Here is a 12,503-nt window from a genome sequence, read left to right as displayed (position 1 = left end):
GGCGGTACGGCTCGCAACGGCCGGGGCGTGCGGCGGCTTTTCAGTGGTTCCTCATCTGGTTCTTCACGCGGCGAAGGTGCCGGCGTCGGCGAGGTCTCGGAACAGCTGCCGGGCGGGCCACGCGAACGGCCTTGGCGGCCTCGAGGCCCGAGGTGGCCGCAGCGGTCTTGTCGAGCTGTTCGAAGGTGACGCCGTCACGGAGGAAGTTCTCGGCATCGGGGAGGGACTTGAGCTTCTCGTAGGGGGTGGCGACGTCCTGTTGGCGGTAGTCGACGCGGACGAAGCCGGGGCGGCGTTGGGGGTCGGGCCTGCGGCGGACGCCGATGGAGACCCGGACGGGGCGGGTCTTGTCCAGGGAGAGGGCTCCCAGGCGGTAGTCTCGCCGCGCGCGGAGGTTGTGGATGTGGCCGTTGGAGATGCGGGCGAGGCGCTCGAAGCGCCCGTCGCCGTGGACTTCGTACTGGCGGCGGGGGATCTCCTTGGTGGCGGGTCCGGAGAGCCGGCCGTAGGCGGCGTCGACCTCGGCCAGGAGGGCGGCGTCCTTGGGCGTATAGCGCCGCTGGAAGGCGTTGGCCGGGGGCTTGCGGCGGCGGTCGCGGATGTCGCCGGTCGCGGATGTCGCCGGTCCTGCGGTGCTGGGCGATCAGCCGGGTGAGCTGAGCCCGCGAGAGGCCGGTCACCTTGGCCAGGTAGGCCCTGAGGAGCCCCTTGTCCGACCTCCCCGGACGGTGATGGTAGCCGAACCTCTCCAGCGTCCGGCGTACGAGGACGTAGGCCGAGTCACGGTCGGCCAAGACGAAGTCGGCCGCCTCGTTGCCGTCGAGGAAGGCGCGAACCTGCTCCAAGGTGCTTGCAGGGCCTCTTGATCGGATATACTGGTGCGTGAGTCCCGGGCGTGAGTCCCGGGCGCGGCTGCCTTAGACCCGGGAGGCTCGATGTTCAGTTGTTCACGCGCCGGTTCCCGCTCTCCGTTTCCCGACCGGCCGTTGTCTGGCCCTTCCGTTCGATGCCGCGTCGGAAAGCGCGCAGATACCGCTGTTCGCCCTCGCCGCGCCAACTCGCCGCTCTCGGCCGCCCGGCGCTGGCCGTGGCGTGTCTTGTGGCACTGGCGGGGTGCGGCGAATCCCTGGTGCCGGACCCGCCGCCCTTGACCGTCGGGCCGCCGGTAGCGGCTTCCGTCGTCCCGGCTACGCCGAACACGGGGATTCTCGCGGATGCCGCGGAACTCCCCCGGGTCAAGGACGTGGTCGGGGGCCTCCTGAAACCCGGTTGCGTGCTTCATTACCGCACGCGGGAGGATCTGTACGTCGAACACCGGTTCGAGCTCCGGTTCAGCCCGTCGGCGCGCGAGGCTTCGGGTCGTTTGCGTATCCTGTTGTACGGGGTGGACGTAACGGTGAAACGGCCGACCGCCGACACGGCCGACGCGGAGATGGAGACGCTGCCGAAGGGGCTGGGGATCAGGTCGGTGTGCAAGATCCCGGACACGGCGCTCGGCGAGTCGGAGGCGCGGGCGTTCATCGAGGACGAGCTGCGCAACAAGGGGATCGACGTCGCCGCCAGTCCGGCCCAGGGGTCGGCGGCGCGCGGGCCGGTGGCCGAGGCCGCCCGCCTGGCCCGGTCCGGAGTCCGGGGAGTTTGGAACTGGCTGGCGCCGCGACCGCTGAGCGCCGCGCAGGGCAGGATCCAGATTTGTGTAGGCGCTGTCGGCCCGGACGAGGACGTACTTGGTTCGCTCCCCGATCTCAGCGTCACGTGCATCAACATCACCGTCACATGTCCGTTCGGAATGGATTACGAGGCTTCGAGCGGCGACTGCGTCGGCGGGTTCACGAGTTCGACTCCGATTCTCGTGTTCATAACGCCGCCGGGTTCCAACCTTGGTGGCTTGCCGATCGGAGGTACGAAAATACCGGTCGATCCGGGTGATGACGGCGATGACGATGACGACGATGATGACCCCGTAATCGCCGACTGCGAGGACGCGAGAGACGGTCTGGCCAGGGAGTACGCCGAAAGGGGCGTTTGGGGCGACTGGCCTTGCACCAAGTTCAACAAGACTCATTCCGAGCTGATTGGCGTCGGCACCAGCAGCGGCTACCACAGTCACCACGAGGGCTTTGGGTACATCAACGGAGCGCTACCGAATGGAATCACGAGGGTCGAAGCCCTCTTCAACATCTCGATGGTCTACACGTCGGGCTATCGCTGCCCGGAACGGAACGCTGCGGTATCGACCAGTCGCAACCCGGACGGGAGCCACCACATCTTCGGCCAGGCCGTGGACTTCTATACGGCGTCGGGGGGGGGGAAGACCTGAAGAGACGGATCCATGAGTGGGGCTCAGACCCCCAGAACGCAGCCGAATCCATCAACTATTCTTACGCACTTGGCAATCACAACCACTTGGCCTGGAGGTAGGAATGAGACAGGGTCGCTATCCAATCATACTCGCTCTGGTAGCGCTCGCTACAGCCGCCCCGTCCTTGGCCGGGCAGGCCGGACCGGCTCGGTCCCAAGCCGAGATTGCCCGGGACCTCCGGAGCCATGACCGCGACAGGGTGGCCCACGCACTGGGCGAGGTGCCTCTGGGCTACGACCCGGACGATCTGTTGGGGTGGAAGTTCCCCCCGGACTACGTGGTGACACCCGAGCTGTCGGCAGCGCTCATCAGCGCGCTGGACCGGGAGGCCAGGCTGCACATGGACGGCTGCACCGTGACGGGCTTTGAGGGCAGCAGACACCTGGAGCTTTCGCTGGACCTTGAGCACTACGTGATCGCACTTCGGGATCCCGCCAGCATCCCGGCCCTGGTGCAGGTGATCTGTTCCGGTGGGTCGGTCCAGCAGGCGTTGCTGGAGTTCGGCCCCGCCATCATTCCGGCTGTGGTGGAGTGGGCGCAATCCCCGGATGCCGCTTGGGACGATATCATCGCTTCGTTGCGGGCACTGGCCGCAGCCGAGGCTCGGTGGGGAAAGACCATGCCCGCCGAAGCGCGAGCGAACATCAAGGAGGTCGCGCGGCTGCATCTCGGGCCGCCGCAAGAGCGTGTTGTGAACCCGTTGGAAAGAGAATTCGTACTTGAGCAGGCGATCACTCTGGCCTCGATGTTGCGAGACCCCGACCTGCTGGAATCTCTGGAGAACATCGCGGAGAATGGCCATGAGGCGCTGGACGGCACAAAGCGTCCGGAGCTGGAGGCAGAACTGAGAGAGTACGCCCGGCAGGGGTCCGCCCGATCCCTGTGGGCAACACGACGCCAGTGAGGACACAACACTCAAGCGGCGGTGAACGGCACACCCCTTCCCGTCTCCAGAGGGCAAGCGAAGCGATATCGGCGGTCCTGCCTCTCAAATTCGAGGATCAGAGATTGCACGAGAGGAAGAGACGCTGGCGTCGGATCGGACGGCGGTGGAGTCGCTGATGTCTCCATACTCGATGGATGGGACAGCCATGAGCCTCGACTTCTTCGACCGAAACGTAACGAAGGTGCCGGATCGTGCGCGCCTTCTGCTGTCAACGCTCACGAAGGAACCGCTGCAATCGATTTGCGTCCGTAATCAGCGGCCCTCTCCGCGTCGGTACGCGAAGGGCCACACGTAGAAGTAGTCTTTCACGTTCCGCCACAGTTTGGACAGACCCTCCGGCTCGGACACGGCACCACGCCCGTCCCGCGGTCGTAGCGGCGGGACCCGGCCAGCGAGCGAAGCCCGGTGAAGCGGGGTGACCCGGGCGCTCCCCCTGACTGGGTGGCGCGCGGGATCTTACTCGTCGGATAGACTTGGGGCGTGAGTCCCGGGCGTGGCTGCCTTAGACCCGGGGAGGATGGATGTTCAGTTCTTCACGCGCCGGTTCCGGCTCTCCGTTTCCCGACCGGCCGTTGTTCTCGTCCTTCCGTTCGATGCCGCGTCGGAAAGCGCACAGATACCGCTGTTCGCCCTCGCCGCGCCAACTCGCCGCTCTCGGCCGCCCGGCGCTGGGCGTGGGGTGTCTGGTCGTGCTCGCGGGGTGCGGCGAATCCCTGGTGCCGGACCCGCCGCTCTTGACCGTCGGGCCGCCGGTAGCGGCTTCCGTCGTCCCGGGGGGCTGTCAATCGGCATCGAAAATGTCCCACTCCTGGGCATCGAAAATGTCCCACCTCGGGGGAGGGCGGCGCGGAGCCGTGCGGCGGTCATGAGGCGGTCGCTCCAGGCGGGGAGACGTCGCGGGCGGCGCCGGGGTGGATGGCCTTGGAGAGGTCGGCGTGGCGGCGCATGCGGTAGCTGTTGCCGCGGATGTTGACGATGTGGCAGCGGTGCGGGAGGCGGTCGAGCAGCGCGGCGGCCATGACCTCGTCGCCGAGGACCCGGCCCCACTCCTCGAAGCCCTTGTTGGAGGTGAGCACGGTCGAGGCGTGCTCGTAACGCCGGTTGACGAGCTGGAAGAAGAGGGTGGCTCCGCTCTGGGTCACCGGGAGATAGCCGATCTCGTCGACGATCAACAGCGCCGGGTGGGAGAGGGTCTTGAGGCGCCGGTTGAGGTTGCCGGCGGCCCGGGCCTCCTCGAGGGAGTCGATGAGTTCGGCGAGGGTGCCGTAGTAGACCCTGCGCCCACTCTCGGCGGTGGCGATGGCGAGGGAGATGGCCAGGTGCGTCTTGCCGACGCCGGGCGGGCCGAGGAAGACGACGTTCTCCTTGCGCTCGACGAAGCCGAGTTCGTGCAGGGCGTCGATCTGTTCGCGCTTGACCGAGGGCTGGAAGCTGAAGTCGAAGTCGATCCGGGTGATGACGACGACGACATCCTTCAGGCGTGCGGTGACGCAAGGGACGGCTTGGCCACCGAGTTGGCAATGTCTCAAGAGTACGCAGGCCCTCACCGATCCTGTGATGACTTCTTCAAGGATTCGTGGTTGATCAAGCAGGACTCCGACACTGAGAACGGGCTACACGAGGGGTACGGCTACATCGACAACGCCCTATACGATGGCCTAGACCGGCTGTCGCACGCCGCGGGGCGCCTGCACGTCACCTCCGGATACCGATGCCCCAGAGGGGATTTGGCGGCGCCCAACGGCACCGGCAACGGGTACCACACCTACGGGCGGGCGGCCGACCTGTACGAGTACAGCATAAGAGTAACGGAAAACCGATACCCCACTCCCGAGGAGTTCACAATATTGGAGACGCTTGCCAGGATGGAGGGCGCGCGGACGTTGGGAGGCTACGCCGATTGGCACCTGCATGTACGGTGGTAATCCCGGAACAGCGTATCTTAGAAAAACGGAGAGTTGGAAATGAACCGGAGACTAGTGGAAATGTGCGTAGCGACGATCGCCTGTATGGCTCCCGGGGCGCTGGGGGCACAGGAGCGTCCATTGCCCGCGTTCGACCAGAGCCAAGCCGTGCGGATGCTCCGGGGCGGTGATCCGGCAGCGGTTTTCTCGGTCGCGCACCGGTCCGCGACCGATATGACATTCGGGGGACCGGGGGCAAGCCAGGAGCTGCGGGCTGCTCTGGTCAACACTCTGGAACAGGCGGCGGTGAAGGAGGTGGAACGGGTTCGGCGTGGAGACTTCGCGACGGAGGCAGAGGGGGAGGTACGGTTAGCACTCGTGGAGGCTGTGGGACGACTGGGAGACCCGTCCACCATTCCGCTCCTGGCCGATGTACTGGCCGACTTCAGCCGGGATTATCTGGCTGACTTCGGTGAACCGGCTCTGGACGATGTGCTGAGGGTGGTTCAGAATCCCGAGAGCCCGGTCGGGGCGATCACAGAAGGGCTCACCGCGCTGCGTTTCATGGTGGAGGATGGATCGCTGGGGCCGGCGTCACTGGACAGGGTGCGCATCGCGACGAGAAGGCACTTGGAGCGACCCAGCAGTTTTGCGGTGCTCGGTGGCGCCGCCCAACTGGGCTTCGTGCTGGGCGATCCCGAGTTCGTTGCGCTCGTCAAATCGTTCGCGGAGGATCCAGAGGCGCTTATCGTTCGGGGCATCACCAGTCCGAAGAGCATCGAGTTCGTTCAAGAGCACTATGCGGGTGCCCTCTTGGCTGGCCTCCCGCCCAAGCCCCTACGAAAGTCGCGACGTTAATCCGCATGGAGCTGCCCGCCCCCCGCGCGAACGCCATTTTCGGGCCGTGAACAGCGGCCCTCTCCGCGTCGGTACGCGATCGGCGGGCTCACGAGTTCGACTCCGATTGCCGTGTTCATAACGCCGCCGGGTTCCAAGCTTGGTGGCTTGGGCATTGGAGGTACGAAAACACCGGTCGATCCGGGTGATGACGACGATGACGACGACACAACGTGCACCGACGATCAGGTAGCGATCGACCGAGTACGATCTCCAAATGATCGGTGGCGACTGGCCGTGTGAGAAGTTCACGCATGGGGTCACGCCTGGCCGCGGGACGCACGGTCACCCGACCGGCTATCTCACGGACAGCTACACCTCCGGCAGGGGGCAACGTGCTCACGAATGTCGCGAAGCTTGGCGTGAGCGGCGCGGTTATCACCTCCGACTGGCGTTGCCCAGAGGGCAACCTCATCGTGGGGGCCACAGGGCTGACGCACGTCGAGGGGCGGGCGGGCGACTTCCGGGCACCCGGATTCCTCGATGAGCCCGACGGAGCGAACGCGACGCCCGAGGAGGCGGCGGCGGCGCGCGCGCTCCATAGGAAGTTCGTGGACGCGGCGGGTGCGGCGCCTGCCACGTGGGCTTCGCCCTTCGGATACCGGGGTACCCACAAGGACCACATCCACATCTGCTGGTAGGGGGGGAAATGCGGCACGGAACGATGAACGGCCTGCTCGTGATCGCGATCGTGATCGCGGTTCCGGCGGCCGCCGCCGGGCAGGCGCGCGAGACCGGGCACAAGATAACCGAGCGCGAGGCCGCCGCCGTGCTCTTGGACGACGGCGACTCGCGGGACACTTGGCGAGCGATTGGGCTGGCGGTCGAGCTCGGACCGCGAGCCGGGCAGGAGCTTCGGGCCGCCGTGATTGAGGCGGCGTGGGCCGAGGTGCGCCGCGAAGCGGCCGCTCGTGGGGGGGTCGGTCCAGCCGGGGGCGATCCCGACCGGATGTTCATGCTCTTCGATGCGGCTGCGGCCCTCCGGGATCCGCGCACGATCCCGCTCATGACCGAGGCGCTGAAGTACGGTAGCGGCGGATCGAACGCGCTGGCGAACCTGGGCGCGGTCGCCTTCCCCGCCGTTTTGGCCGCAGTCAGGGACCCCGGCGGCCATCCATACCAGGTGTCGGGCGGGGTGACGGCACTCCGGTTCATGATCGAGGACGGTTGGCTCAACGCCCCCCGGCTGGAACAGGTCCGAGAAGTAACGCGTGAACGCCTGTCCGGCTCGCAGGATCATTTCATCGTGAACGCCGCCGTGCGGCTGGCACTCGCGCTCGGCGATCCGGAGTTGCGGCGGACCGTCGAGCGGATTGCGACCGACCGTGCGTTTGTCGCAGCGCTGATCCCGGCTTACTGGGACGATGGGACGCCCCGCAAATCGGAGCACCTCGTTTGGCGTCTCGACAGCGTGCAGAAGTACGCGCGGCTGTTTCTCTCCGGCGGCGGGGCCGACATCGGACCGCTCCGTCGCCCGGCCCCGCCCTGATAAGGGGGGGCGCTCAGCGACGGGCGTAGTAGTTGGCAACAGATCCCCGCCCCGCCGACTACCCGCTGACCGTGATCGCGCGTTCGAGGCCGCACTTCTGATGTACGAGCCGACGGGATTCCGACGCCGGCCTCCTGCACGAGTTGGACCCGAGCGGCCCGTTCCGCTCGCCCTACCGGCGCATCGGACGCGCCGCGGCGATGACCGGACGCACCACGAGATCGGCCACGCGACCGGCCTGTTCGAACGCGTAGTCCCGTACCCCTCGCCAGTGGGCCTGGCTGACCACGACGAGCTGCCGGTCGGGAACCACCCAGACAAACTGTCCCCCGTATCCCCACATGACGCACGCGCCGGCGTCGGGGCCGCCCCCCGCCCGGTCGCTCCAGGTCCGATAGCCGTAACCCGCGTCCCTCAGGACGCCGCCGAGGTCTCCGACTCGTACCTGGACTCAACACCATCATCGACGACGGCAAGGCGGGCCCAATGGACGCGGAGGAGAGCGGCGGCGACCTTTGGCACCATCGCGAAGTTGGCTTCTGGACCGTGGGCACGGCGTCCAGCGACCCCCATACAGGGACACCGTGCTCGTGAGGGCGACGAAGATGCCTGAACGGATGGCGGCTATGGAGGGAATCGAGAAGGCGCTGTTGTTGATGGCGCTGTCAGGGCTGTTGCTGGGTCCCACTCCCGCCGGGGCGCAGGAGTTGCCGCAGGGCGTCCAGTGGGAAGAGCGGGGTTCGCTGGTGCTGGACGAGGAGACGGGAGCCTGGCAGTTTCCGACCCCGGGGTCGGCGCTCCGGGAGATTCTCGACCCCCACGACGGAGGAAAGTCGGGCCACGCACCGGCCGCCGCCGTGTTGACGCAGCGGTTCGAGTCCTGGCCGCGCGGGGAGTTGGATGCGCTCGCCGACGAGCTGGTCCGGCTCGCGTTCGCCGCCGACACGCCTGGCGGGGATGTTCGGTTCCGCGCCCGGGTGGCGCTGGAAAGCGCGGCGCAGGCGGAGGAGCCGTACGAGGGCGCGTTTCCCGCGCTTGCTGGGCTGTATGAGATGTACCTGCGGGACTTGCCGGAAGAGGAGGGGCGAACCAACCCGCTCCGAGCCATCCAGGGAGCCCGTGGGGGCCACGCAGGCCGGGCCGCTTGGGGGGCCACTCCTCAGCATCCATAACGCGGAGCCCGCGGGTCGCGGCCGGGAATACGTTGTCGCGGTGATTGAGGCGGCAGTCCCTCCGAAATCTCTTCGCGATGCCGAGTCGAAGAGTTACACCTGGTGCGCCGCCAACGACTTCATCTTCAATCGACTCTACTACCCCCGCCCCGGCGAAGAGCTACCCCGGTCCGAAGCCACGACGGCGAGGGTGAAGGCCGAAGCGTTGGAGGCGCTGCCGCTGGACGACGTCACCCCGTATGTCCGTTACTGCGGCGCGGGCGTGTCGGTTGTCTCCTGACACGCGCGCGAGTGTGTCGAGCCGTCCGTTGGTCTTCTGTGGACTTCGGTTATCTATTGCTAGCGGGTCCCCGCCCCACGGCCTCATCGCGGAGGCCAAGCCGTGCTCAGACGGCGACGTGCCGCAGGTTGATGTGACCCCATCAGCCTTACCAGCGCTACGGCGCTCCTGAAGCGGACGCGCCTCGAGTGGGGAGGATGTTGGCGGTGGCACGGCGCGGCAGAAAAATCTCTCGCTCTCAGCGCCCGATCGGGAGCGCCGCGGCGATGACCGGACGCACCACGAGATCGGCCACCGGACCGGCCTGCTCGAAGTCGTAGTCGCGCACGCCCCGCCAGTGCGCCTGGCTGACCACGACGAGTTGGCGGTCGGGGACGATCCAGACGAACTGCCCTCCGTAGCCCCACATGACGAGCGCGGACACGTTGCCGCCGCCGCCCGCCCGGTCGTTCCAGGTCTGGTAGCCGTAGCCCGCGTCCCGTAGCACGCCGCCGATGTCCCCGAGCGAGACGAGGCGGGCCGTCTGCGCCTCCACCCACGCCCGCGACACGATTTGCTCCGCGCCGGAACGGCCGCCCTGCAGCAGGAGCTGTCCGATCCTCGCGGCGTCCCGCGCCCGAAGCGCCAGGGCGGCCCCGCCGACGATCACGCTGTCCTGCATGACCGGCCAGCGCTTGTTCACGATCCCGAGCGGGCCGAACAGCCCCTGCTCGGCGAACTCGAGCGCGTCGCCGCCGACCGCGCTACTTACGATCACGGCGAGCAGGTGCGATCCGCCCGTGTTGTACATGAACTGGCGACCGGGCGCGGCGACGATGGGCAGATCGAGGACGAAACCGACGGGCCGCCCGGAACGGGCCCAGGGCGTGAAATGCTCGTCGTCGGACCACCGGATGCCGCTCGTCATCGTCAGAAGGTCCCGCACGCGGATGGCGTCGTGTTCGGCCCGCAGCGAGGGATGCTGCAGCCACTCCGTCATGCGGTCGTCCGGGTCGAGCGACCCGCGCTCCGAGGCGAGACCCACGAGGAGCGCCGTGACGGTCTTCGTCACCGATCGCATGTCGAACGCCGAATCCCGGTGCATGCCGCCGAAGTACGCCTCCCGGACGAGCCGCCCGTTCCTCACCACGATCAGCGACCGGAGATTCGGGACCGCCTCGTCCGCGTCGTCGAACGCGGCCTCGAGCGCCCCCGTGTCGAACCCCTGCGCGGCGGGCGTGGAGGTCGCCCAGGCCGCCGAGAGATCGACGGGAGGCGGCACCGGATCGGGTCCCTCGGGCGGCTCCGGCGGGGCAACCGGCGCCGCCGCCTCGCCGCACCCCGCCAGCGCCGCGACGCCGATGGCGAAGCCCATCCCGACAAGCGACCGCGAGGGCCATGTGCCGCGCCGCCCGCGGAAGCGCTTCACGGCATGCGGTCGGGGTCGGTCGGCGCCGAGGTCCGGCCGCGGCGACGGCGGAACGGCATGGCCAGCATGCCGCGCAGCGTCCCCCACTCCGAACGGTCCAGGTTCTCGAGACCAAGCCGGATGTCGCGCGGCTCGGCCCTCAGCCGGAAGCTCCCGAAGGCCCGGTCCCAGAACGAGAAGATGCTCGAGTAGTTCGAGTCCGTCTCCGGCTGATGGTCGGAGTGATGGACCCAGTGCATCCACGGCGTCACGATGAGCCAGCGCAGCCGGCGGTCCACCGCGCCGGGCACCCTCAGGTTGCTGTGGTGGAAGAGGATGATGGGAAGGAGGATCGTCTCGTAGACCAGCACCTCCGCCACCGTCAAGCCCAGAATCGGGAGCACCGCCAGGCGCGCGACCGACGACAGGACGATCTCGCCCGTATGGAAGCGGAGCCCGGATGTGGCGTCCAGTTCCGCATCGGAGTGGTGCACCTGGTGGAAGCGCCACAGGAAGGGGACGCGGTGGTTGAGCCGATGCCACAGGTACTGCCACGCGTCGAAGATCACGACGGCCAGCGCGATACGGGCCCAGCCCGGCAACCCGAGCGCGTGGAGGAGGCCGAAGCCGCGTTCCCTCGCGCCCTCCGTGACGAGGAGCGTCGCGGCGGCGAAGATGAGGGCCGTGACCGCCGCGTTCCCCACGCCGAGGGCGAGGTTTCGCGCCCCGTGCCGCGCGCGCGCGCTCCGCCCCTCGAACATCGGCAGGACGCCCTCGACCAGCCACAGGGTCGCGAGGGCGAGCGTCGCCCCGGCGGTCTTCAGCGTAACGGGATCGTCGAACACGGCAGTGAACATAGCGCGGCGGGCCGGATCCGGGCACGGCCGGGGGCGCCCGGCGCGGCTCTTGTCGCGGCGGCTACCGCTCGGGGGCGATCGCCTCCGCGACGCTCACCTCGGCCGCCTCGAAGAGGCCGAACGCGAACCTGGACGGGCGGTCCAGATTCGTGATGTTTCCGCGCACGCTCGCGGGCGGGATGGAGAACGGGTTGCCGGTTCCGAGCGCATTCTGCTCGAAGAGCGCGTAGTAGTAGTCGTAGGCCAACCGCGAGAGCGCGATCTGGCGGATCTCGGTATGCTGGCCGGGCTGGATGGCAACCTCATCGCTGGGCTGGAAGCCTGTGACGTCCCGCCCGTCGTAGAACTCATCCTTGCTCACGAGGTTGAGGTTGTTTTGGGGATCCGGTGGAATCTCGTTCACACCGTCCACCAGTTGTTCCCAGAGGTAGTAGTTCTCCACGCCGACCGGGTCCACGAAGTCGATGGCGGCGCGGAAGCCCGCCTCCTCGATGATGAGCGACTCCTCCTCGAACTCGAAGTACAGGGAGTCGATGGGGGCCACTTCGTGCAGCAGGGCCGAAGCCTCGTACGTATCGCCCTGGTATTCGAGAATGAGCGTGTACGTCTCTCCGACGTCCGCGAAGAAATTCTCCGCCTCGTACAGGCCCGGCTCGACCTCGGGGAACGGGAAGGCAAGGCCGGCCCCATCGACCACGATGACGGTGGCGCCCGTCGCGGGCGGCGGCAGCCGGTTGTCGAAGAAGCCGGCCGTCGTCGAGAGCCGGATGCGCTGCCTGCCGCTCGGCGCCTCCCTGATGCGTTCGATCCGTCCTTCCACGACGAGTCGCGGCTCCGGCTCCGGGATGTCGACGTCCACGACCCGTTCGCATCCCGCCGCCGCGAGGCACCCGGCGCACGCGAGCACGCGGCCCAGCGCGCGGGCGCGATTCTTCCCGTCGCCGGCCATCCCGCGGCCGGCCATCAGAAGTTCCACCGGTAGCTGATGCTCGGCACCAGACCGAACACCGCGGTCTCGACCGCCTCCGTGGCGAGGGGCGAATCACGGTTCTGGCGGAACGCGATCGCCTGAGCGTTGAAGCGGTTGTAGACGTTGAAGAACCCGAACTGAAGCTCTCCCCGTCCCCACCGCGGGTGGCCGAGATATCGAGGCGGTGGTAGTTGGGGAGCCGCTCGGCGTTCCGCGGGCCGAACTCTCCCAGAATCAGG

At 67.8% G+C, this 12,503-nt stretch carries 14 protein-coding genes; 9 read left to right on the top strand and 5 right to left on the bottom strand.

The features are described 5' to 3' along the window. The first annotated feature begins 43 nt into the window (after positions 1-43). From ACOQPP_RS16290 to ACOQPP_RS16280, 3 genes are all read left to right on the top strand, one after another. Entirely contained in the window at positions 44-655 is a 612-nt protein-coding gene (locus tag ACOQPP_RS16290) for a hypothetical protein (RefSeq protein ID WP_420636949.1), read from the top strand. A gap of 474 nt (positions 656-1,129) precedes the next feature. After that, on the top strand, positions 1,130-2,320 hold the full coding sequence (locus ACOQPP_RS16285) for a hypothetical protein (protein ID WP_420636948.1): 1,191 nt from the start codon (positions 1,130-1,132) through the stop codon (positions 2,318-2,320). Positions 2,321-2,561: 241 nt separating this feature from the next. Beyond that, complete coding sequence (locus ACOQPP_RS16280; RefSeq protein WP_420636947.1) at positions 2,562-3,266, top strand: hypothetical protein; 705 nt, start codon at positions 2,562-2,564, stop codon at positions 3,264-3,266. Between the two features lie 905 nt (positions 3,267-4,171). On the opposite strand, the gene istB is transcribed toward ACOQPP_RS16280, so the two are convergent. Next, positions 4,172-4,837, bottom strand: coding sequence for an IS21-like element helper ATPase IstB (gene istB / locus ACOQPP_RS16275; RefSeq protein ID WP_419167644.1), 666 nt, complete (start codon positions 4,835-4,837; stop codon positions 4,172-4,174). 51 nt (positions 4,838-4,888) lie between these two features. Between istB and ACOQPP_RS16270 the strand changes: the two genes are divergently transcribed. The 4 genes from ACOQPP_RS16270 to ACOQPP_RS16255 all read left to right on the top strand — a co-directional run bounded on the left by ACOQPP_RS16270 (position 4,889) and on the right by ACOQPP_RS16255 (position 7,598). After that, positions 4,889-5,233 carry a hypothetical protein gene (locus ACOQPP_RS16270; RefSeq protein ID WP_420636946.1) on the top strand — a complete coding sequence of 115 codons (345 nt, stop codon included), beginning with the start codon at positions 4,889-4,891 and terminating at the stop codon, positions 5,231-5,233. A gap of 39 nt (positions 5,234-5,272) precedes the next feature. Then, positions 5,273-6,070, top strand: coding sequence for a hypothetical protein (locus ACOQPP_RS16265; protein WP_420636945.1), 798 nt, complete (start codon positions 5,273-5,275; stop codon positions 6,068-6,070). Positions 6,071-6,471: 401 nt separating this feature from the next. Continuing rightward, positions 6,472-6,750: a hypothetical protein gene (locus tag ACOQPP_RS16260; RefSeq protein WP_419167646.1), complete on the top strand. Its 279-nt coding sequence runs from the start codon at positions 6,472-6,474 to the stop codon at positions 6,748-6,750. Between the two features lie 8 nt (positions 6,751-6,758). Beyond that, positions 6,759-7,598 carry a hypothetical protein gene (locus ACOQPP_RS16255; RefSeq protein ID WP_419167647.1) on the top strand — a complete coding sequence of 280 codons (840 nt, stop codon included), beginning with the start codon at positions 6,759-6,761 and terminating at the stop codon, positions 7,596-7,598. A 172-nt stretch (positions 7,599-7,770) separates the two neighbouring features. On the opposite strand, the gene ACOQPP_RS16250 is transcribed toward ACOQPP_RS16255, so the two are convergent. Next, positions 7,771-7,941 (bottom strand): hypothetical protein, encoded by a 171-nt coding sequence (locus ACOQPP_RS16250; RefSeq protein WP_419167648.1) that lies wholly within the window; start codon positions 7,939-7,941, stop codon positions 7,771-7,773. Positions 7,942-8,203: 262 nt separating this feature from the next. On the opposite strand from ACOQPP_RS16250, the gene ACOQPP_RS16245 reads away from it, so the two are divergent. After that, the gene (locus tag ACOQPP_RS16245; protein ID WP_419167649.1) at positions 8,204-8,770 is read left to right on the top strand and encodes a hypothetical protein; all 567 of its coding nucleotides are present in this window, start codon (positions 8,204-8,206) and stop codon (positions 8,768-8,770) included. Positions 8,771-8,810: 40 nt separating this feature from the next. Continuing rightward, a complete protein-coding gene (locus tag ACOQPP_RS16240; RefSeq protein WP_419167650.1) occupies positions 8,811-9,050 on the top strand; it encodes a hypothetical protein in 240 nt (79 codons plus the stop codon). A gap of 238 nt (positions 9,051-9,288) precedes the next feature. Here ACOQPP_RS16240 and ACOQPP_RS16235 read toward each other — a convergent pair whose 3' ends face one another. The 3 genes from ACOQPP_RS16235 to ACOQPP_RS16225 all read right to left on the bottom strand — a co-directional run bounded on the left by ACOQPP_RS16235 (position 9,289) and on the right by ACOQPP_RS16225 (position 12,258). Continuing rightward, entirely contained in the window at positions 9,289-10,458 is a 1,170-nt protein-coding gene (locus ACOQPP_RS16235; protein ID WP_420636944.1) for a serine hydrolase domain-containing protein, read from the bottom strand. After that, positions 10,455-11,294, bottom strand: a complete 840-nt coding sequence (locus ACOQPP_RS16230) for a sterol desaturase family protein (RefSeq protein ID WP_419167652.1) — start codon at positions 11,292-11,294, stop codon at positions 10,455-10,457. The genes ACOQPP_RS16235 and ACOQPP_RS16230 overlap by 4 nt, the downstream gene beginning before the upstream one ends. A gap of 61 nt (positions 11,295-11,355) precedes the next feature. Beyond that, positions 11,356-12,258, bottom strand: a complete 903-nt coding sequence (locus ACOQPP_RS16225) for a DUF4249 domain-containing protein (RefSeq protein WP_419167653.1) — start codon at positions 12,256-12,258, stop codon at positions 11,356-11,358. Positions 12,259-12,503 lie beyond the last annotated feature (245 nt).

The organism is Candidatus Palauibacter sp. (genome assembly GCF_965222475.1).
In the GTDB taxonomy this organism is placed as follows: Bacteria; Gemmatimonadota; Gemmatimonadetes; order Palauibacterales; family Palauibacteraceae; genus Palauibacter.
Note: the sequence above shows the minus strand (reverse complement) of the source record. Positions and strands in the feature narration are given on the sequence as shown.

Bases quoted from the DNA above. Each gene is read 5' to 3' on its own strand.
- ACOQPP_RS16265 (WP_420636945.1), top strand. From the start codon at position 5,273: ATGAACCGGAGACTAGTGGAAATGTGCGTAGCGACGATCGCCTGTATG.
- ACOQPP_RS16255 (WP_419167647.1), top strand. From the start codon at position 6,759: ATGCGGCACGGAACGATGAACGGCCTGCTCGTGATCGCGATCGTGATC.
- ACOQPP_RS16250 (WP_419167648.1), bottom strand. From the start codon at position 7,941: ATGTGGGGATACGGGGGACAGTTTGTCTGGGTGGTTCCCGACCGGCAG.
- ACOQPP_RS16245 (WP_419167649.1), top strand. From the start codon at position 8,204: ATGCCTGAACGGATGGCGGCTATGGAGGGAATCGAGAAGGCGCTGTTG.
- ACOQPP_RS16230 (WP_419167652.1), bottom strand. From the start codon at position 11,294: ATGTTCACTGCCGTGTTCGACGATCCCGTTACGCTGAAGACCGCCGGG.
- ACOQPP_RS16225 (WP_419167653.1), bottom strand. From the start codon at position 12,258: ATGGCCGGCCGCGGGATGGCCGGCGACGGGAAGAATCGCGCCCGCGCG.